This window comes from Catellatospora sp. NPDC049111, from assembly GCF_040648615.1.
Classification (GTDB): domain Bacteria; phylum Actinomycetota; class Actinomycetes; order Mycobacteriales; family Micromonosporaceae; genus Catellatospora; species Catellatospora aurea.
This window is the reverse complement of sequence record NZ_JBEZEB010000003.1, coordinates 200,745-218,469: the sequence shown is the minus strand read 5'-3', so window position 1 is coordinate 218,469 and position 17,725 is coordinate 200,745. Positions and strand designations below refer to the sequence as shown.

General features: G+C 69.2%; 16 protein-coding genes and 11 tRNA genes. 6 read left to right on the top strand and 21 right to left on the bottom strand.

The window, feature by feature from the left end; all coding sequences use genetic code 11:
• The first annotated feature begins 102 nt into the window (after window positions 1-102).
• Both AB0B66_RS05865 and AB0B66_RS05860 read left to right on the top strand, forming a co-directional pair.
• Window positions 103-1,389, top strand: coding sequence for an MFS transporter (locus AB0B66_RS05865; protein WP_360523489.1), 1,287 nt, complete (start codon window positions 103-105; stop codon window positions 1,387-1,389).
• Window positions 1,390-1,502: 113 nt separating this feature from the next.
• Window positions 1,503-2,360, top strand: coding sequence for a PIG-L family deacetylase (locus AB0B66_RS05860; protein WP_360523486.1), 858 nt, complete (start codon window positions 1,503-1,505; stop codon window positions 2,358-2,360).
• A gap of 9 nt (window positions 2,361-2,369) precedes the next feature.
• Here the strand turns inward: AB0B66_RS05860 and AB0B66_RS05855 are convergent, their stop codons facing one another.
• The 11 genes from AB0B66_RS05855 to AB0B66_RS05805 form a co-directional block, all read right to left on the bottom strand.
• Window positions 2,370-3,305, bottom strand: coding sequence for a threonine/serine dehydratase (locus AB0B66_RS05855; RefSeq protein WP_360523483.1), 936 nt, complete (start codon window positions 3,303-3,305; stop codon window positions 2,370-2,372).
• Between the two features lie 52 nt (window positions 3,306-3,357).
• Window positions 3,358-3,431, bottom strand: a tRNA-Cys gene (locus AB0B66_RS05850).
• A gap of 7 nt (window positions 3,432-3,438) precedes the next feature.
• Window positions 3,439-3,519 (bottom strand) — tRNA-Tyr (locus tag AB0B66_RS05845).
• Between the two features lie 17 nt (window positions 3,520-3,536).
• Window positions 3,537-3,610: transfer RNA gene (locus AB0B66_RS05840), tRNA-Glu, on the bottom strand.
• A gap of 10 nt (window positions 3,611-3,620) precedes the next feature.
• Window positions 3,621-3,697 (bottom strand) — tRNA-Pro (locus tag AB0B66_RS05835).
• Between the two features lie 12 nt (window positions 3,698-3,709).
• A tRNA-Arg gene (locus tag AB0B66_RS05830) sits at window positions 3,710-3,783 on the bottom strand.
• An 11-nt stretch (window positions 3,784-3,794) separates the two neighbouring features.
• Window positions 3,795-3,867, bottom strand: a tRNA-Ala gene (locus tag AB0B66_RS05825).
• Between the two features lie 10 nt (window positions 3,868-3,877).
• A tRNA-Gln gene (locus AB0B66_RS05820) sits at window positions 3,878-3,944 on the bottom strand.
• A gap of 67 nt (window positions 3,945-4,011) precedes the next feature.
• Window positions 4,012-4,455, bottom strand: a complete 444-nt coding sequence (locus AB0B66_RS05815; protein ID WP_360523480.1) for an HNH endonuclease — start codon at window positions 4,453-4,455, stop codon at window positions 4,012-4,014.
• A 34-nt stretch (window positions 4,456-4,489) separates the two neighbouring features.
• Window positions 4,490-4,560 (bottom strand) — tRNA-Gly (locus AB0B66_RS05810).
• 17 nt (window positions 4,561-4,577) lie between these two features.
• A tRNA-Glu gene (locus tag AB0B66_RS05805) sits at window positions 4,578-4,648 on the bottom strand.
• A gap of 529 nt (window positions 4,649-5,177) precedes the next feature.
• Here AB0B66_RS05805 and AB0B66_RS05800 point away from each other — a divergent pair.
• From AB0B66_RS05800 to AB0B66_RS05790, 3 genes are all read left to right on the top strand, one after another.
• Entirely contained in the window at window positions 5,178-6,440 is a 1,263-nt protein-coding gene (locus AB0B66_RS05800; protein WP_360523477.1) for an FAD-binding oxidoreductase, read from the top strand.
• Window positions 6,398-6,673 (top strand): hypothetical protein, encoded by a 276-nt coding sequence (locus AB0B66_RS05795; RefSeq protein WP_360523475.1) that lies wholly within the window; start codon window positions 6,398-6,400, stop codon window positions 6,671-6,673. Before AB0B66_RS05800 ends, AB0B66_RS05795 begins: the two co-directional genes overlap by 43 nt.
• Before the next feature lie 270 nt (window positions 6,674-6,943).
• The gene (locus AB0B66_RS05790) at window positions 6,944-7,186 is read left to right on the top strand and encodes a hypothetical protein (RefSeq protein WP_360523472.1); all 243 of its coding nucleotides are present in this window, start codon (window positions 6,944-6,946) and stop codon (window positions 7,184-7,186) included.
• Between the two features lie 217 nt (window positions 7,187-7,403).
• Here the strand turns inward: AB0B66_RS05790 and AB0B66_RS05785 are convergent.
• From AB0B66_RS05785 to gyrB, 6 genes are all read right to left on the bottom strand, one after another.
• A tRNA-Ala gene (locus AB0B66_RS05785) sits at window positions 7,404-7,476 on the bottom strand.
• A gap of 25 nt (window positions 7,477-7,501) precedes the next feature.
• A complete protein-coding gene (locus AB0B66_RS05780) occupies window positions 7,502-7,630 on the bottom strand; it encodes a DLW-39 family protein (protein WP_239167697.1) in 129 nt (42 codons plus the stop codon).
• A gap of 23 nt (window positions 7,631-7,653) precedes the next feature.
• Window positions 7,654-7,727, bottom strand: a tRNA-Ile gene (locus tag AB0B66_RS05775).
• A gap of 242 nt (window positions 7,728-7,969) precedes the next feature.
• Window positions 7,970-8,758: a DUF3566 domain-containing protein gene (locus AB0B66_RS05770; protein WP_360523469.1), complete on the bottom strand. Its 789-nt coding sequence runs from the start codon at window positions 8,756-8,758 to the stop codon at window positions 7,970-7,972.
• A 3-nt stretch (window positions 8,759-8,761) separates the two neighbouring features.
• On the bottom strand, window positions 8,762-11,254 hold the full coding sequence (gene gyrA, locus AB0B66_RS05765) for a DNA gyrase subunit A (RefSeq protein WP_360523466.1): 2,493 nt from the start codon (window positions 11,252-11,254) through the stop codon (window positions 8,762-8,764).
• 148 nt (window positions 11,255-11,402) lie between these two features.
• Entirely contained in the window at window positions 11,403-13,361 is a 1,959-nt protein-coding gene (gene gyrB, locus AB0B66_RS05760; RefSeq protein ID WP_360523463.1) for a DNA topoisomerase (ATP-hydrolyzing) subunit B, read from the bottom strand.
• A gap of 451 nt (window positions 13,362-13,812) precedes the next feature.
• On the opposite strand from gyrB, the gene AB0B66_RS05755 reads away from it, so the two are divergent.
• Window positions 13,813-14,367 (top strand): hypothetical protein, encoded by a 555-nt coding sequence (locus AB0B66_RS05755; RefSeq protein WP_203695040.1) that lies wholly within the window; start codon window positions 13,813-13,815, stop codon window positions 14,365-14,367.
• Here the strand turns inward: AB0B66_RS05755 and AB0B66_RS05750 are convergent.
• The 4 genes from AB0B66_RS05750 to gnd form a co-directional block, all read right to left on the bottom strand.
• Window positions 14,352-14,960 carry a hypothetical protein gene (locus AB0B66_RS05750; protein WP_360523459.1) on the bottom strand — a complete coding sequence of 203 codons (609 nt, stop codon included), beginning with the start codon at window positions 14,958-14,960 and terminating at the stop codon, window positions 14,352-14,354. The genes AB0B66_RS05755 and AB0B66_RS05750 overlap by 16 nt on opposite strands.
• A 222-nt stretch (window positions 14,961-15,182) precedes the next feature.
• Window positions 15,183-15,713, bottom strand: coding sequence for a DciA family protein (locus AB0B66_RS05745; protein ID WP_360523456.1), 531 nt, complete (start codon window positions 15,711-15,713; stop codon window positions 15,183-15,185).
• A complete protein-coding gene (recF, locus tag AB0B66_RS05740) occupies window positions 15,706-16,812 on the bottom strand; it encodes a DNA replication/repair protein RecF (protein WP_360523453.1) in 1,107 nt (368 codons plus the stop codon). The genes AB0B66_RS05745 and recF overlap by 8 nt, the downstream gene beginning before the upstream one ends.
• A gap of 1 nt (window position 16,813) precedes the next feature.
• Entirely contained in the window at window positions 16,814-17,689 is an 876-nt protein-coding gene (gnd, locus tag AB0B66_RS05735; protein ID WP_360523451.1) for a phosphogluconate dehydrogenase (NAD(+)-dependent, decarboxylating), read from the bottom strand.
• Window positions 17,690-17,725 lie beyond the last annotated feature (36 nt).

Here is a 17,725-nt window from a genome sequence, read left to right as displayed (position 1 = left end):
CGCGCGGAAGGTTGCCGCCGCCGACTGAATATTCTTCGCAGGCCCGTTGCCTCGGTCACCAGCCCTGGCCCGCAGATCGTTTGCTCGGCTAAGGTTCTGCGCGTGAGCGAGGTAGCCGAGAAGCAGGCCGAACCGGGCACGGCCGTTCCCGCGCAGCGTCGCCGGTTCTTCATGGACACCCGGCCGCTGCGGCACCGGCCGTACCGCCGGCTCTGGACCTCGACCATCGTCACCGCCCTCGGCAGCCAGCTGACCGCGGTCGCGGTGCCCAAGCAGATCTACGACATGACCGGCTCCTCGGTCTGGGTCGGCATCGCCAGCATCTCGGGGCTCGCCCCGCTGATCGTCTTCGCGCTGTGGGGCGGCGCGATCGCGGACACCGTCGACCGCCGCCGGATGCTGCTGTTCACCAACTCGGGCATCGCCCTGCTGTGCGTGGTCTTCTGGCTGCAGGCGGCGCTGGACGTACGCTCCATCCCGCTGCTGCTGGTGCTGGTCGCGGTGCAGCAGGCGCTGTTCGGCATGAACATGCCGGCCCGCACCGCATCGGTCGCCCGGCTGGTGCCCGCCGCGGAACTGCCCGCGGCCGGGGCGCTGAACTCGACCGTGATGCAGGGCGGCCAGATCGTCGGCCCGATGCTGGCCGGCGCGCTGATCCCGCTGCTCGGCCTGCCCCTGCTGTACCTGTTCGACGCCATCGCGCTGTGCGCCGCGCTGTACGCCGTCTGGCGGCTGCCGTCGCTTCCCCCGCTGTCGGGCGTCGCCCGCCGGGCCGGGCTGGGCGACATCCTGGACGGCTTCCGCTACCTGGCGACCCACCGGCTGCTCATGGTCTCCATGGCCGCGGACGTCATCGCCATGGTCTTCGGCATGCCCCGCGCGCTGTTCCCGCAGCTGGCCGACACCGCGTTCCCCGGCGTGGACGAGAACTTCGCGCTGGGTCTGCTCTACGCCGCGATCCCGATCGGCGCCCTGCTCGGCGGCCTGCTCTCCGGCACGTTCTCGCACGTACGCCGGCACGGGCTGATGCTGGTCATCGCGGTCTGCGCCTGGGGTGCGGCGATCGCGGGCTTCGGGATGAGCAGCTCACTGTGGCTGGCCGTGGTGTTCCTGGGCATCGCTGGCGTCGCCGACATGGTCTCCATGGTGTTCCGCGGGGCGATCCTGCAGGCCGCGGCGACCGACGAGATGCGCGGCCGGATGCAGGGCGTGCACACCGTCGTGGTGGCGGGCGGGCCGCGCCTGGCCGACCTGCTGCACGGCGTCGCGGTGCCGGTGGCCGGGGCGAGTGCGGCGGTGGCCGGCGGCGGCGTGCTCGTGATCGTCGCGATGACGGCGCTCGCTCTGGCCGTGCCCGCGTTCCTGCGTTATCGCGGTCCGGCCCGCTGACGAGTCTGAACACCCATTAAGGTGGTCCGACCGGAGCAGGCCTGGTCCGGGTGTGGCGGGTCGCCGCGCCGGGAGCGGCGGGTTCCGCCCACCCCCTCGGAACGGAACAGCACATGCGCGTCACCCGGCGAAACAAGATCCTCCTGTCGGTGCTGGCATGCCTGCTGGTCTTGCCGGTGGTCACCGTCTTCGGCCTCAACCGGTACGTCAACGACACCTCGGTGCCGCTGACCGACAGCCTTTTCCCGGAAAGCGCCCCCAAGCGGCTGCTGGCGATCTTCGCGCACCCCGACGACGAGATCACCGTGGCGGGCTCGCTGCGCCGGATGAGCGAGGAGGCCGACGCCGAGATCACCATCGCGTACCTCACCCGCGGTGAGGCCGCGAACGTGCCCAAGACCTCCCTGTCCGACCTCGCGCAGCGGCGTACGGTCGAGGCGGACAACGCCGGCAAGGTGCTCGGGGCCGACAACGTCGAGCTGTTCGACTTCCGCGACAGCGGCCTGCCCGCGGCCGACGCCGACGAGGCGCAGAAGACCATCTCGAACCTGATCGACGAGTACCGGCCCAGCGTCGTCATCAGCTTCGACGACCGGGTCGGCTTCTACGGCCACCCGGATCACGCCCAGGTCGGGGTGTGGGTCAAGACGGTGCTGAACACCCGGCGGCATGCCCCGGACTTTCCGGTCAAGCACTTCTACCAGGCCACCCTGCCCGAGTCGATGATCTCGGTGGCGAAGGACCTGTCCCCCACCTTCCGCGACATGTACCCGACCGACCCCGCACAGGGCCTGCCCGCGCCGACCGTCGCGATGACCATCGACAGCGTGGCGAGCGAGAAACGCGCCGCCCTCGACGCCCACGTCAGCCAGGTCACCGTCCTGCAGGCCGTCCAGCCCGGCTACGACAAGCTCCCGTCCTGGATCTACTTCCGCATCCTCAGCCGCGAATACTTCACGCAGGTCTTCTGACCCCGCAGGTCAGAGGTCGGTGGGGTCGGTGTTGGCGCCGCAGGCGATGACGACGACGCGTTCGCCGGGGGCGGGGCGGTAGGCGCCGCCGCTCAGGGCGGCGAGTGCGGCGGCGGCCCCGTGTTCGAGCACGATGCGCCGGTCGGCCCAGAGCGCGCGGCGGGCGGCCACGATGTCGTCGTCGCTGACCAGCACACTGTGCACCCCGTCGCGGACCGCGACCGCGTACGCGATGTCGCCGACCCGGCGTGCGCCCAGCGAGTCGGCCGCGACCCCGGACACCGCGACGTCCACCGGTCGTCCCGCCGCGAGCGCGGCGCGCAGGCTCGGCGCGCGTTCGGGCTCGACGGCGACCACCCTGGCCTGGCCTGCCACCGCGGTGGCGAGCCCCGCCATCAGGCCGCCGCCGCCCACGGCGACGAGCACGGTGTCGAACCCGCCGGGAATGTCGGCCAGCAGTTCCAACCCGATCGTCCCGGCCCCGGCAGCCATCTCCGCCTGGTCGTACGCGTGGCAGTACACCGCACCCGCGTCCGCGGCATGCTTCACGGCGGCCTCGTACGCCATCGCGTACTCGGTGCCGTGCTGCTCCACCCGTGCACCGAGGCCGCGCAACTTGCCGACCTTGAAGGCGGGAGCGGTCGCCGGCACGAATACCGTCGCGGGCACCCCGCAGGCCCGGGCCGCGTACGCCACCGCCAGCCCCGCGTTGCCGCCCGACGCCGCGACGACGCCGACCGCCGGGTCGAGCTCGCCGGCCTGCTGCGCCGCGAGCACCCGGTTGAGCGCACCGCGCGCCTTGAAACTGCCGGTGTGCTGCATGTACTCGCACTTGAGCCAGGTCGTGCCGAACAGCCCGCCGGGCTCGATCGAGGCCAGCGGCGTACGCCGGAAACGCCCGGCGATGCGGGCGGCCGCGTCGGCCACGTCGACTTTCGTGATCACTCGGGCACCATAACCGAGCAGCGGGAACCCACGGTGGATGGCGTAGCGAAAGAGGCCTCGCCGGGAGTCGAACCCGAGACCATCCGTTTTGCAGACGGAGCGCCCCACCCGGGACGTCACGAAGCCGAGAACGTGCGGATGGGGAGATTCGAACTCCCTCAGCAGAGCACCTGGTTTACAGCCAGGCCCGACTCTCCTACGTCGGCGCATCCGCGTGGTGTTGCCTTCGAGCAGCGCGGACGGGATTCGAACCCGCAACACTCCCGCTTGAAAGGCGGGTGACTCTTCCGTTCGTCCACCGCGCCGTGGACTTGCTGGTCGGGATGGCCGGACTCGAACCGACGACCTCTGCACCCCCAGTGCAGCGCGCTACCAAGCTGCGCCACATCCCGTTCTTCACTGCGTGCCCTGAGCAGGATTCGAACCTGCAACCCCCGGCTTCGTAGACCGGTGCGCTGTCCAGTTGCGCCATCAGGGCGGGTGGAACCGTGGACCCAGCCGGAGTCGAACCGGCCGCCTCCGCTTTGCAAGAGCGGCGCTCTACCAGATGAGCTACAGGCCCGTGTACAACGCTCGCGGGCAAGGATTCGAACCTCGATTCCCTGATCCAGAGTCAGGTGTCCTGCCGTTGGACTACGGAACAGGCTGCGGGACCCCCATCCCGCAGCCCGGAGCCGCAGGACCCCCGTGGTCCCCGCAGCTCTTGTCAGCGCCTGGCCAGCACCGTCCACGAGGGTGCCGACGGGTTGAACCGCAGCGGCATCCGCGCCTCGGCGGGCGTACGGTCACCCTTGCGCTGATTGCAGCCGCCACAGGCGGCCACCGTGTTGAGCCAGGTGTTACGTCCGCCCCGGGAGCTGGGCATGACATGGTCGATGGTGTACGCCGGACCGCCGCAGTAAGCGCACCGGTGCTGGTCACGGGCGAGCACGCCGCGCCGCGACCAGGTCGGCCCGCCGTGGTAACGCCAGCGGGTCACCACGTAGCTGACCAGGCGCACCACCTTCGGGATCGGCCAGACGCCGATGGCTTGGTCGGGCTCAGCCTCGTGCACCACCGCGACCTGCCGCCACAGCATGCGCAGGGCGTGACGCAGGCTGACCCGGTGGAGCGGGCCGAGATCGGCGTTGAGGACGAGTACTGCGTTCATCGGGTCACCTCCTGGAATGCTGTGATGGATACGGAGCGGTAGCCGGGAGTCGAACCCGGATCTCTGCCATGGCGAGGCAGCGCACTGCCGTTGTGCGACAACCGCGAGCTTCTTTCCTTGCGTAGTCGATGCGGGACTCGAACCCGCTTTCCCGCGTCGAGAGCGCGGAGGCCTACCCATAGCCGAATCGACCGCTGCGCCGCGAAATGCGACACGCTTTCTCTTACGCCATCCACTGTGGAGTTCTCAAGGTGCGACATCACCGGCCGGGGCCGGGGCTTCGTGCTGTCTTCACTGCTCACAGCTGCCGGATAACGAAAACGCCGCCCGCTTCCGAGTCCGGAGGCGGGCGGCGTAAGCCGCTTGTCATGGCGCGTCAGCAGCGCCATCCGCCTCGTCCGGGGACGAGTTCCCAGCCATAACCCGCACCGCGTCGGGCGGCGGCGGGCATGGCGCACTGAACGCACGGCGTCAGCCGCTGCATCGCGTTCGAGAAGCTGCTCATGTCTGTCTCCGGTCCGTTTTCTAGCGGTGTCGTTCTTGGTGTGGGCATACCGTATTGGCGCCGAGTCGACGAGGCAACCTCATTTTCCGCGGTATGTGTGTGCGCAGTTCACGGCCCATTGCGGCGCATCAGGTTCCTGGCCGTTCGCCCGCCTGTGCACGACGGACTCCGGCGGTAGAAAGAGTCCGGTCCCCCATACCCACCCGGAGGTGGCGGCATGACGCGGTGGCGTCCGACGCGGCGGCAGGTGCTCACCCACGGCGCCACCGCGGCCGGGGCACTGGCCCTGGGCAGCGCCGCCACCCTCGCGGTCAGCGACTGGGCCGCGGAGGGCGTGATCCCGCCGGGGCCGCCGCCGGGCGCCCTGCTCGACGACGCCAGCCGGATCAACCCGACCGCGGTCCGCGGTGTCCTGTACGCAGCCCCGGACCCGGACGAAACGGCACGGGTGGTCGGCCCACTACTGCGCCGTATCACCGCCGGGGACGATCCGGCCCTCGCCGTCGCGGGGGTACGCCACTCGATGGGCGGGCAGAGCATGCTGGCCGGCGGCTGGGTGCTCGATACCCGCCCGATGAACCGGATCTCCCTGGACAGCGCGGCCCGGGTCGTCCGGGTCGGCGCGGGCGCCACCTGGCGCGACCTGATCCCGGTGCTCAACGCCGCCGGGTTCTCGCCCAAGGTCATGCAGTCGAACCACGACTTCTCCGTCGGCGGCTCGCTCATTGTCAACTGCCACGGCTGGCACGCCGGCCACCCGCCGATCGCGAGCACGGTACGCGGGCTGCGCCTGCTCACCGCCTCCGGCGAGGTCGTCGACTGCGGGCCGGCCGAGAACGCCGAACTGTTCGGGCTGGTGCTGGGCGGCTACGGGATGTTCGGGGTGATCCTCGAAGCCGACCTGGAGGTGTGGCCCAACGCGCGTTACGTCCCGCACTTCGACAGCGTGCCCGCGCTGGACTACGTCGAGGAGTTCACCCGGCTCGTGCCGGGCTCGGACTCGACCGCCGAGATGGCGTACGGACGGCTGTCGGTCGACCCGCGCAGCTTCCTCGAAGAGGCGATCATCGTCCGGTTCACGCCCGAGGCGGGCACCGTCGGCACCGTGCTGCCGCTGGCCGGCCCGGACACCTCGTCGCTGCAGCGGGCCGTCTTCCGCAACTCCGCCGGCAGCGGCCTGGGCAAGATGCTGCGCTGGACCCTGGAACGGGAGGCCGCACCATGGCTGGCCGGGCCGCTCAGCCGCAACAGCATCCAGAACCAGCCCGCGGCCGTGTTCGCGGACCACTCCGAGCAGACGTCCGACATCCTCCACGAGTACTTCGTGCCGCATGCGACGCTGGCCAAGTTCATCGCCAGCGCCCGCGAGATCATCCAGCGCTCGGGGCAGGAACTGCTCAACGTCACCGTCCGCGACGTACGGCGGACACCCGCAGCGTGCTCGCGTACGCCCGCGAGGACGTGTTCGGGCTGGTCATGAACTTCCGGCAGGAACGCACCGCGGAGGCGGACGCCCGGATGCGGGCGCTGACCCGGGAACTGGTCGACGCGGCGCTGGAGGTGAACGGGACCTTCTACCTGCCGTACCGGCTGCACGCCGCGCGCGAGCAGGTACGCCGTGCCTACCCGGGCTGGGAGGCCGCGATGGCCGCCAAATCCCGGATCGATCCCCTTCCCGTCTTCCGCAACGCCCTCTTCGACACGTACGCCTGACCCCACGGCACAGAGCGCGGCACCGGAAGTTGAACCCGCGGCCTTCCGTACCGAGTAGGACCGAACCGTGGTTGGACACCGGGTCAGCAGCGCGCCGGGTTCCTCATGGACTGCGCGTCGTTCTCCCACAACCAGGCTGACGTACCAGCCGGTATCCGCTTCGGTGAGCCGTTGGAAGGCGACTGCTCACCTGACCGACCAGCCGCACGAGCCGGTTGAAGGGCCGTATCCCCGATGGTCAATCGTTGAGACGGATGCGACCCTCTGCCAGTGAGCGATCGATGGGAGTACGCCATATTTCCGGTCCACCACGGCATGGGAAATTATTTACCATCTCCGATGGATCACTTGGCCAAGTCGGTCGAGGAATGGGTACTAGCCTTGAACGCCCTCGGCCAGCAAGGCTGGGAGGCGGTAGGACCTGTTCAAACAACACCGGTGGACGACAACAACATGCACCGAGAATGTGTGCCTGTGCAGTTCCTGTTGCTCAAGCGCAAGGTCTCCGCTTGAATTCCGCCGCTTGGGCTCGTTCGTCGCGGCCCACCCCGGTACGGTGCATCGTCACGGTGGGCGAACTCGCAAACGAGGTCAAGACCGATGCAGGACACTGAACCTGCCACCTCGCTCATGCCTGCCGCTGGCGAAATGCTGACTTTGGATCTTCCTGACCCGGAAAACGAAACTGGCCACTCGCCGAATGACGGCGGTGACCAGCTTGGGCAGTGAGTGGAGCCTAGGAGAATCGAACTCCTAACCCCCGCCTTGCAAAGGCGGTGCTCTGCCAATTGAGCTAAGGCCCCGAGGGACGGGCTCGGCCCGTCTGACTCAGCGGAGGTCGGGTGCGGTGGTGGCCTCGTGCCACAGTTCCCGCTCGTCGCTGGCCGCCTTGAGCTTCTTGGCGACCAGTGCGACCGCCACGCCGACTCCGGCGACGATCAGCAACTTCTTCCACATGATGAGCACCTTACGCTCGGGAGTGGGGCTAGCTGGAATCGAACCAGCGACCTCAGAGTTATCAGCTCTGCGCTCTAACCGACTGAGCTATAGCCCCGTGCGACAACGAACCTTACCGCACCCGTCTCGGCTCTTCCAAACCGGTATCCCCTCCCCGCGTGGCGTGTCCCGTTCGGGCTCCGGCCGAGCCGGAAGATCGCTGTTTGCGGTCAGAACCTGCTGTCTCACGCAAGGTTCTGACCGCAAACAGCGATCTTGAAAGACGCCGGCCCGCGCGGGGTGCGGGCGCACCACAGCGGTCCGTGGGCGAGCCGCGGACCGCTGTGGTGTGGCGTGAGGTCAGTCGCGCTCGGCGAGCGTGATCTCGACGCCGCCGACCAGGTCGGCGCAGACGTTGTAGATGAACGCGCCCAGGGTCATCAGCGCGGTGAAGAGCACCACGTTGATCGCGCCCAGGATGGCCGACGTCCCGATCACCGCGCTGGCGCTGATGCGGAAGTCGCCCGCACTGCCGTTCGAGGCGAACAGATCGGCCAGGGTCGTGTTCAGCGAGTTGAACACGCCCATCGCGTCCAGCGCCAGGTACAGCACCGAGGTGGCGACCACGATGACGACCAGGAGCACGAAGGACACGGCGAACGAGAACTTCATGACCGACCACGGGTCGATGCGCTTGATGCTCAGCCGGGCCCGGCGCGGGCCGCGCGAGGCGGCCGAGCCGGCACTGGTCCGAGCGGCACGCACGGCCTCGGTGACCCGTACCGCGCCGGCACTGGCGCTGTTGACCACCGAGCGCAGCGTCGAGGAGCCGGCCGCGGCCCGACCGGTGGCCGTCGCCGGCCGGTCGGAGGTCGCGATGGCGCCCGTGGGCTCCGAATCCGGGACGGGCATGCCCGCCGGCCGGGTGAAGGTGCCGGTGGTGGTCGTGGCGGCAGCAGCAGCGGTGCTGCCGGCCGGCTCGTCACCCCCGGTCGCGGACCGGGCCGGGGTCGGCTCGGACTGATCAGCGGGGACTGTCGCGCGGCCTACGGCCGCCCGGCCGGTCGACGAGGCGGCGTCGCCGCCGTCCTTCTCGACCGGACTCGCCGGAGCCCCCGCGGTCTCCGACATCGCCTGTGTCTCCGTCATGCACTAGTCCTGTTCGTCCGGCTCATCGGCATTGCGGGCAATGGCGACGAGGGTTACGCCTTCTGGGAGGTCCATCAGCTTGACACCCATTGTGTTCCGATCGCGCGTCCGCCGCACGGGCTTCACCGGAGTTCGGATAACTCCGCCGTTGCTCGTGATAGCGAAGAGCTCGTCTTCCGGGCTGATAACGACCGCACCCACCAGTCCGCCACGGCGTTCGGTGATCTTTGCGGTCAGTACGCCCTTTCCGCCCCGGCCCTGCACCGGGTACTCGTCGATCGGGGTGCGCTTGGCGTAGCCGCCGTTGGTCGCCACGAGGACATCCATGCCGTCCCGGACCACCTCCATGGCCAGCAGCTCGTCGCCGTCGCCGAAGCGCATGCCGATGACGCCCGACGTGGCGCGGCCCATGGGGCGCAGTGCCTCGTCGGTGGCGTTGAAGCGGATGGCCTGGGCCTGCTTGCTCACCAGCAGCAGGTCGTCCTCCGCGGCGATCAGGGCCGCGCCGACGAGCTCGTCGTCGTCGCGCAGGTTGATCGCGATGATGCCGCCGCTGCGGTTGGAGTCGAACTCCGCCAGCGCGGTCTTCTTGACCAGACCGTTCTTCGTGGCCAGCACCAGGTACGGCGCGACCTCGTAGTTCTGGATCTCGATCACCTGGGCGATCTGCTCGTCGGGCTGGAAGGCGAGCAGGTTGGCCACGTGCTGGCCCTTCGCGATGCGCGAGGCCTCGGGGAACTCGTACGCCTTGGCGCGGTAGACCCGGCCCTTGTTCGTGAAGAACAGGATCCAGTCGTGCGTCGAGCAGACGAAGAAGTGGCTGACGATGTCGTCCTGGCGCAGCGTGGCGCCGGAGACGCCCTTGCCGCCCCGCTTCTGCGAGCGGTACAGGTCAACCTTTGTCCGTTTGGCGTACCCGGTTCGAGTGATGGTCACCACGACGTCCTCGCGCGCGATGAGGTCCTCCATGGAGACCTCGCCGTCGAACGGGATGATCTTCGTGCGCCGGTCGTCGCCCCACTTGGCCACGATCTCACCGAGCTCGTCGGAGATGATCTTCCGCTGCCGCTCGGGCTTGGCCAGGATGTCCTTGAGGTCGGCGATCTCGATCTCGATCCGGGCGAGCTCGTCAATGATCTTCTGACGCTCCAGCGCGGCCAGGCGGCGCAGCTGCATGTCGAGGATCGCGGTGGCCTGGATCTCGTCGACGTCGAGCAGCGCCATGAGGCCGGTCTTCGACTCCTCCGCGCTCGGCGAGCGACGGATGAGGGCGATGACCTCGTCCAGCATGTCCAGCGCCTTGACCAGACCGCGCAGGATGTGGGCCCGCTCCTCGGCCTTGCGCAGGCGGAAGGCCGTCCGTCGCTGGATGACCTCCATCTGGTGGCTGACGTAGTACATCAGGAACTGGGCCAGGTTCAGCGTGCGCGGCACGCCGTCGACCAGCGCCAGCATGTTCGCGCCGAACGTCTCCTGCAGCTGGGTGTGCTTGTAGAGGTTGTTCAGCACCACCTTGGCCACGGCGTCGCGCTTGAGCACGAGCACCAGGCGCATGCCGGTACGGCCGGACGACTCGTCGCGGATGTCCGCGATGCCGCCCAGCTTGCCCTCCTTGACCAGCTCGGCGACGCGCTCGGCGAGGTTGTCCGGGTTGACCTGGTAGGGCAGCTCGGTGACGACGAGGCAGGCGCGCCCCTTCTTGTCCTCCTCGACCTCGACCACGGCCCGCATGCGGATCGAGCCGCGACCGGTGCGGTACGCCTCCTCGATCGTGCTGGTGCCGACGATCAGACCGCGGGTCGGGAAGTCCGGGCCCTTCACGATGCCGATGGCGGCCTCGAGGACCTCGGCCTCGGTGGCCTCCGGGTTCGCCAGGCACCACTGGACGGCCTGGCCGATCTCGCGCAGGTTGTGCGGCGGGATCTTGGTGGCCATACCGACGGCGATGCCCTCGGAGCCGTTGACGAGCAGGTTCGGGAACCGGGCCGGCAGGATCGTCGGCTCCTGGTTGCGCCCGTCGTAGTTCGGGATGAAGTCGACGGTGTCCTCGTCGATGTCGCGCAGCAGCTCCATCGCGAGCGGGAACAGCCGGCACTCGGTGTACCGCATGGCGGCGGCGGGGTCGTTGCCCGGCGAGCCGAAGTTGCCGTTGCCGTCGATCAGCGGGTAGCGCAGCGACCACGGCTGCGCCATGCGGACCAGCGAGTCGTAGATCGCGGTGTCGCCGTGCGGGTGGTAGTTACCCATCACCTCGCCGACGACGCGGGCGCACTTGAAGTAGCCGCGGTCGGGGCGGAAGCCGCCGTCGTACATCGCGTAGAGGATCTTGCGGTGCACGGGCTTGAGGCCGTCGCGCACGTCCGGCAGCGCCCGGCCGACGATGACGCTCATCGCGTAGTCGAGGTACGACCGCTGCATCTCCACCTCGAGCCCGACAGGCTCGATGCGGCCGTGCACGCCGACCTCTTCCGGCCGAGGGTCAGGAGTCTCGCTCACTGTCTAAAACTCTTTTCCTGCGTATGAAGCTGAGGAAGCTGTGGATAACGCTGTGGATCAGGGCCCGACCTGTGGATAAACAGTGTGTCTATCCACAGGTCGGCAGGTTCCTGGCCTTAGATGCCCAAACTCGGACATCCGTCCCGGCTCAGATGTCCAAGAAGCGGACATCCTTCGCATTGCGCTGGATGAACGAGCGGCGTGCCTCAACGTCCTCGCCCATCAGCACGCTGAAGAGTTCGTCTGCGGTTGCCGCGTCGTCCAAGGTCACCTGACGCAGTGTCCGGGTGCCCGGGTTCATCGTGGTCTCCCACAGCTCCGGGTAGTTCATCTCGCCCAGACCCTTGAACCGCTGGATGTCGTCCGGCTTGGCGTTCGGCTTGGTCTCCTGGCGCAGCCGGATCAGGCCGTCCCGCTCGCGGTCGGAGTAGGCGTACTGCGCGTCGTCGCCCTTCTTGTTCCACTTGATCTTGAACAGCGGCGGCGACGCGAGGTACACGTGCCCCAGCTCGACCAGCGGGCGCATGAAGCGGAACAGCAGCGTCAGCAGCAGCGTCTGGATGTGCTGGCCGTCGACGTCCGCGTCGGCCATCAGCACGATCTTGTGGTACCGCAGCTTCTCGATGTCGAACTCGTCGTGGATGCCGGTGCCCAGGGCGGTGATCAGTGCCTGGACCTCGTTGTTGCGCAGCACCTTGTCGATGCGCGCCTTCTCCACGTTCAGGATCTTGCCGCGGATCGGCAGGATGGCCTGCACCCGCGGGTCGCGACCCTGCTTGGCCGAGCCGCCGGCCGAGTCGCCCTCGACGATGAACAGCTCGCACATCTTCGGGTCGGTGGACTGGCAGTCGGCCAGCTTGCCCGGCATCGAGCCGGACTCCAGCAGCGACTTGCGCCGGGCCAGCTTGCGCGCCTGCGCGGCGGCGATGCGGGCACGGGCGGCCTGCGAGGCCTTGGTGATGATGGTCTTGGCCTCGGCCGGGTTGCGCTCCAGCCAGTCGGCCAGCCACTCGTTACAGACCTTCTGCACGAAGCTCTTGACCTCGGTGTTGCCCAGCTTGGTCTTGGTCTGACCCTCGAACTGCGGGTTGGCCAGCTTCACCGAGATGATCGCGGCCAGACCCTCACGGATGTCCTCGCCGGAGAGCTTCTCGTCGCTCTTGAGGATCTTCTTGTCCGCGCCGTACTTGTTGACGATGGTCGTCAGCGCCGCGCGGAAGCCCTCCTCGTGCGTGCCGCCCTCGTGCGTGTTGATCGTGTTGGCGAAGGTGTAGACCGACTCGCCGTACGACTCGTTCCACTGCATCGCGATCTCAAGGGCCATGCCCTCGCCGTCGGCGCCGAACTCCACCACCGACTTGTGGATGGGGCTCTTGGTGTTGTTCAGGTGCCGCACGAAGTCGGCGATGCCGCCCTTGTAGCAGAAGGTGACCTCGCGGATCTCGGCCTCTTCGCCGTCGGTGGCCAGCGCGCGCTCGTCGCGCAGCGCGATGGTCAGCCCCCGGTTGAGGAACGCCATCTCCTGCACACGGCGGTAGATGGTCTCGAAGTTGAACTCGACCGTCTCGAAGATGTCCGGGTCCGGGTAGAACGTGACGCTGGTGCCGGTGCGGTTGGTCGCCTCACCCTTCTCCAGCGGCTCGGGCTTGGAGTTGTTGTAGCGCTGCCGCCACACGAAGCCGTCCTTGTGGATCTCCAGGTCGATGCGCGTGGACAGCGCGTTCACCACGGAGATGCCGACGCCGTGCAGACCGCCCGAGACGGCGTACGCCTGCCCGTCGAACTTGCCGCCGGCGTGCAGCACGGTCAGCACGACCTCGACGGTCGGACGCTTCTCCACCGGGTGCATGTCGACCGGGATGCCGCGGCCGTTGTCGACGACGCGCACCCCGCCGTCCTTGGTGAGCGTGATGGAGATCGTGTCGCAGAAGCCGGCGAGCGCCTCGTCGACGGCGTTGTCGACCACCTCCCACACGAGGTGGTGCAGGCCCCGCTCACCGGTGGAGCCGATGTACATGCCGGGGCGCTTGCGTACCGCCTCCAGGCCTTCCAGGACCGTGATCGATGACGCGTTGTAGGCCTTGTCGTTCTGCTTCGGCGTTGCCACTCTCAATCCCTCCTCCGCCGCTCGGGGCGACGGGGACGACAACCAGTCCTGTCCCACCGCGTCCGCATACCCAGGCACCGGGGACAGGCTTCGCCGGGCAGGCATACGCGGGACGGGGGGTGACACACGGCGCAACACAGGGCGGACCTGCGGTGTGCGGGACAACCCACCGGTGTCGCGTACACGGTCCACCCAGTGTTCTGCTCTCGCTGTCGATCCTACTGTGTAGTGCCGACATCTGCCGCACGCGGCACCCACAGAACGTCGTTTCGAGGCCCTCACAGCCCCGTAGCCGCCCGAAAGCCTCCGGTCGCAACTCCCCCCACGGACGTGATGCTCCCGAGGGCCGCTGGCGAGCGGGCCCAGAAGCACCGGTTCAGAGGGTCGCGCAATGTCCTCCGTATGCCGTAAGTTGCGCACGGCCTGGAACTCAAGCGCTCGAGAGGCTGACATGGGTCTGGACAACGTCGCGGTGCAGTGGCCGGCCACGGGCCGCTTCTACGACCCGGTGGCGCCCGCGGAATTCGTCGACTTCGCCGAGCTGGCCGAACAGCCGAGCACCGCCGCGCCGACCGCCGCGCTCGCGGGTCACATCGCCCGCACCGGCACGGTCCGCGCCACGGCCTACACCGAGGTCGTCGATCTGCTGCTCGGACTCAAGGGTGTGCTCTACGCCACCGAGGCCGCCGAGGAGGACGAGGACCCGGTCATCGACCCCGACGGCTGCGCCTGGATCGCGGGTGGCCTGGAGAAGTTCGTCGCGGGCCACGCACCGCACGGCGACACCGTCACGTTCGACAGCGTCGCCGCGGTGCTTCGTGCCGCACTGACCGATTCCCGACTCCCCGAGCAGCAGCTGCGCTGGCTCGAAACGCGCCTCGACGCGCTGCGCGAGGAGACCGACGGCGACCCCCAGTGGAGCTTCCCGCTGTCGGAGTTCGGAGTGCTGGCCCAGTTCTACCGCCGCTGCGCCGACCGCGGCTTCGCCGTCTACGCCGAGTCCTGACCATCCGGGCGGGCCTCGTCCTGTCCTACGGGGTCGGGGTCCGCCTGCCCGGCAACGGCCGCCTGCCCGGTCCCGGCCTCCGTGGGGCCGGACGCCGGCTGCGCCGAACGGCGGCGCAGCACCCACCAGAGCGCGAACGCGGCGAGCAGCACCACGGCACCGCCGCCGAGCAGTACGGCGACCGGCACGTCGCCCTCCAACTCGACCTCGGGAGCCGCGCCGAGCAGTTGATTGCCGGAGCACAGGCTGGTCTGACCCTCGCGGCTGTACACCAGGTAGCGGTTGCCCTCGACGAAGTCGAAACCGCAACTCGGGCCTTCCACCGGGGTCTTCACCTCGACGTGACCCTGCGCGTCGCCTTTACGCACCTGCTCGACGGTGAGGCGGGCGGTCATCAGGTCGCCGGACGACATGCTGAACGCGGGCCGGTCGACGTCGACGACCACCCCGACGAAAACCAGGTCGGCCCAGGCTGTGTTCTCCACCGGATCGGGTTCGGCGCAGCTGCACGCGCACGCCGCCCCTGACGGCCCGACCACCAGCACCGAGGTCAGCACCAGCAGCGCCGCAAGATGTCCCCACAGTCTCCGCATGGCCCTCAGATGCCCCACCCGCCACCGAGGTTCCAAAGATCCGTCCCTCCGGCACCAGCGAGTCGGCCGGTTCATGATCGCCGTCTGTGGTCAGGATGTGCGGTTCGAACGCACATCCTGACCCGAACCAGCGATCATCGCCCGCCGCGCCCACCGGGCACGTTAAGAAGGGCACCTTCCTCTACGTATGGCGATGTGAAGGTGCCCTTGCTTCGCGGCGGGTCAGCCGTAGGTGTCGCCGGGGCCAGTGCCGCGGACGCGTTTGCGGCCGTGGGACCAGGAAGGGGCGGCGGGGCCGTGGATGTGGAGTTTGGTGACGACGTTGTTGCCCACGGTGCCCGCGATGCGGGTGAGGATGGTGCGGGCGAGCAGGCGGAGCTGGGTCGCCCAGGCGGTGGACTCGGCTTCGACGGTCAGTTCGCCGTTCTCCAGCTTCACGGGGCGGCTGTGGGTGGCGATGTCGGGTCCGACGCACTTCTCCCACTCGCCGAACACGGTCGCCTCGGCCGTCGGGCGCTGCCAGCCGCGCGCCTTCATCAGCCGGGACAGCACGTCGCCGAGCTTCGCCGGGTCGCGCGGGTCGGGCCCGGGGCCGGAGTAGCCACGCGGCCGGTAGCGGGCGGGACTCTCGCCCTTGGCCCGCGCCTCGGCTGCGGCCTGGTGGCGCGCCGCGCGCTTCTTGAGCGCCGCGTCGAGCGCGGCCCGTGCCAGCTCCGGACCGTTCTGCTCCGCGGGGGGTACGGCGTCAGCCACGGCTCACCTCCCCGGGAGTCACGAAGTATCGGGCGCCGCGCAGCGCGGCGGGCACGTCGGCCTCGACCGCACACGTGATGATCACCTGCGCGGCGTCACTGATGAGCTGGGCCAGCCGCTCGCGGCGGCCGGTGTCCAGCTCGGCGAAGACGTCGTCGAGGATGAGCACGGGTTCGATGCCGTCCGCGCGCAGCAGGCTGTAGCCGGCCAGCCGCAGCGCGAGCGCGTACGACCAGGACTCGCCGTGGCTGGCGTAGCCCTTGACGGGCAGGTCGCCGAGGCGGAGCACCAGGTCGTCGCGGTGCGGCCCGGCCAGCGTGGTGCCCCGGGCGATCTCGTCGGCGCGCACCTCGGCCAGTGCGGCCAGCATCGCCTCGGGTGTCGGCTCGGGCACCGAGGCACGGTACTCCGCGACCGCCTTGCCGACCCCGGCACTGACCTGCTGGTAGGCGTCCTCCAGGTACGGCGCGAGCTGCTCGACCAGGCCGAGGCGGGCGCGCAGCAACTGCGCCCCGTGCTCGGCGAGGTGGGTGTCCCACACTTCGAGGGTGCTCAGGTCGCCGCCGCGGGCTCCGCCGACCTTGCGGCTCAGGTACGCGGTGCGCAGCAGGGCGTTGCGCTGCTTGAGCACCCGGTCGTAGTCGGCGCGCACCCCGGCGAACCGGGGCTGCCGGGCGGTGAGCAGGTCGTCGAGGTAACGCCGCCGCTGGTCGGGCTCACCGCGCACCAGGGCCAGGTCTTCCGGTGCGAACAGCACCAGCCGCAGCGCGCCGAGGATGTCGCGGGGCCGCTTGGCCGGAGACCGGCCGAGCCGGGCGCGGTTGGCCTTGCCCGGCACGATCTCCAGCTCGACCAGCAGCTCGCGACGCTCGTGCACGATCGCGCAGCGGATCACACCGCTGCTCGCGCCCACCCGCACCAGCGGGGCGTCGGTGGAGACCCGGTGACTGGCCAGCGTGGCGATGTAGCCGAGCGCTTCGACCAGGTTGGTCTTGCCCACCCCGTTCGGGCCGATCAGCACGTTCGGCCCCGGCTCGAGGTCGACGCCCACCCGTGGATACGAGCGGACGTCGACGAGTTCGAGCCTTCTGACGTACAACTCAGCCGGCCTGCTGCACGGCGTGGCCACCGAACTGGTTGCGCAGCGCCGCGATCGCCTTCATCGCCGGGGAGTCGTCCTGGCGGGACTCGAAGCGGGCGAACAGCGACGCGGAGATGACGTGCATGGGCACGGCGAGGCGGATGGCCTCCTCGACGGTCCAGCGGCCCTCGCCGGTGTCGTCGGCGTAGCCCTTCAGCTTCTCCAGGTGCTCGTCGTCGGTGAGCGCGAGGTCCATCAGGTCGAGCAGCCAGGACCGGATGACCGTGCCCTCGCGCCACGACCGGAACACGCCCGGCACGTTGGTGACCAGCTCGGAGGCCTCCAGCAGCTCGAAGCCCTCGGCGTAGGCGTGCATCAGGCCGTACTCGATGCCGTTGTGGACCATCTTGGCGTAGTGGCCGGCGCCGACCGGGCCCGCGTGCACGAAGCCGAACTCGCCCGCCGGCTTGAGCGCGTCGAAGACCGGCATCATCCGGGCGACGTTCTCGTCGGAACCGCCGACCATCAGGCCGTAGCCGTTCTCCTTGCCCCAGACGCCGCCGGACACGCCGACGTCCATGTAGCCGATGCCGCGCGTGCTCAGCCGACCGGCCCGCGGGCCGTCGGAGGAGAAGCGCGAGTTGCCGCCGTCGATGATCAGGTCGCCGGGGCTGAGCAGCGGAGCCAGCTCGTCGATGGTGGCCTCGGTGACGCCCGCGGGCACCATCACCCACACCGCGCGCGGCGCCGCCAGCTTGGCGACGAGGTCGGCCAGGTTCTCGGCGTCGGACAGGGCCGGGTTGCGGTCATATCCGACGACCTCGTGACCCGCCTCGCGCAGGCGGTCACGCATGTTGCCGCCCATCTTGCCGAGTCCGACCAGACCGAGCTGCATGTCTTCCCCCTTGGTGCGTTGGAGCCTGGCCGCTGT